Source organism: Streptococcus pluranimalium, assembly GCF_047785705.1.
In the GTDB taxonomy this organism is placed as follows: domain Bacteria; phylum Bacillota; class Bacilli; order Lactobacillales; family Streptococcaceae; genus Streptococcus; species Streptococcus pluranimalium_A.
Genome location: NZ_JBLOJV010000089.1, coordinates 1 through 1,148 on the forward strand (window position 1 = coordinate 1; position 1,148 = coordinate 1,148).

The following is a 1,148-nucleotide window of genomic DNA, read 5'->3' on the forward strand; positions in this document are numbered from 1 at the left end:
TGAGCCAGGCGAACAAGGTCCAGCCGGTCAAGACGGGGCAAAAGGCGACCGCGGAGACACAGGCCCAGTAGGCCAAGATGGTAAAACACCAAAGTTAAATGTTGTAAAAGAAGGAAATCAAACTATCGTTCATTTCTATTACGACGACAACCAAAATGATGTGCAAGATTCAAATGAACCAACCATTAGTACCATTACCGTACAAAATGGGAAACCAGGTCAAGATGCACTACCAGTTGGCGTGGATACATTACGTATTGAACAAAGTAAATTAACCATTGTAACGTTCTATTACGATGTAAATCGTGATGGTAAATTTACACCAGGTATTGATGACATCATTACAAGCGAAATCATTCGTGACGGAAAAGCAGGTGCTACTGGAGCGCAAGGACCAAAAGGAGACACCGGAGCGCAAGGACCAAAAGGAGACACCGGAGCGCAAGGACCAAAAGGAGACACCGGAGCGCAAGGACCAAAAGGAGACACCGGAGCGCAAGGCCCAAAAGGAGACACCGGGGCGCAAGGCCCGAAAGGAGACACCGGGGCGCAGGGACCAAAAGGTGACACAGATCACCAAGACCCAAGAGGCGAAACCGATTCGGTAGGCTCAAATGGCAATGCTGCCAGCAGTTTGAAAGGAAGCGCAGGCATAACGTCAGATAGAAACACAAGCAGAACACCAATAGCAACTCCAGAATCTAGCCCACTTGGTAAAATTGCTGATAAAGACTCCTTTATTCCCTTATCTACTGTTTCAACTGTCTTGAGTAATCCGAAATCTATTGTGAATCAAGAGACAGTCTCAAATGCAGTTATCAATAAACGCCTTCCTGAAACCGGTTCTCATGAGCAACTTCCATTTACTATGCTATCAATTTGGATGACATTAGCATCTGGTACATTGGGTTTAACAGTCGTTAATAAGAAAAGAAATAAAGAATAATTGTATAATCTGTAGATTTAAATCAAGATTATAAGTACTTGGTTTCTTATTAAGTGATATACAATATATTAAAATACCCCATATATACGGCTCTTTGTCAACTGTAGTGGGTTGAAAAGCTAACACCGAGTCTGAGACAAAAGTCCTTCTCACACAACCAAAAAAGCAACGGTTTTGATGCCGTTGCTTTTTGCATTAAAGA

General features: G+C 43.0%; 1 protein-coding gene. It reads left to right on the plus strand.

Features of this window, described 5'->3' with window-relative positions:
* Positions 1-946 (plus strand): LPXTG cell wall anchor domain-containing protein (locus ACMZ6Z_RS09415; protein ID WP_416132268.1); only part of this gene is annotated, 946 nt, incomplete at its 5' end.
* Between the last annotated feature and the right edge of the window lie 202 nt (positions 947-1,148).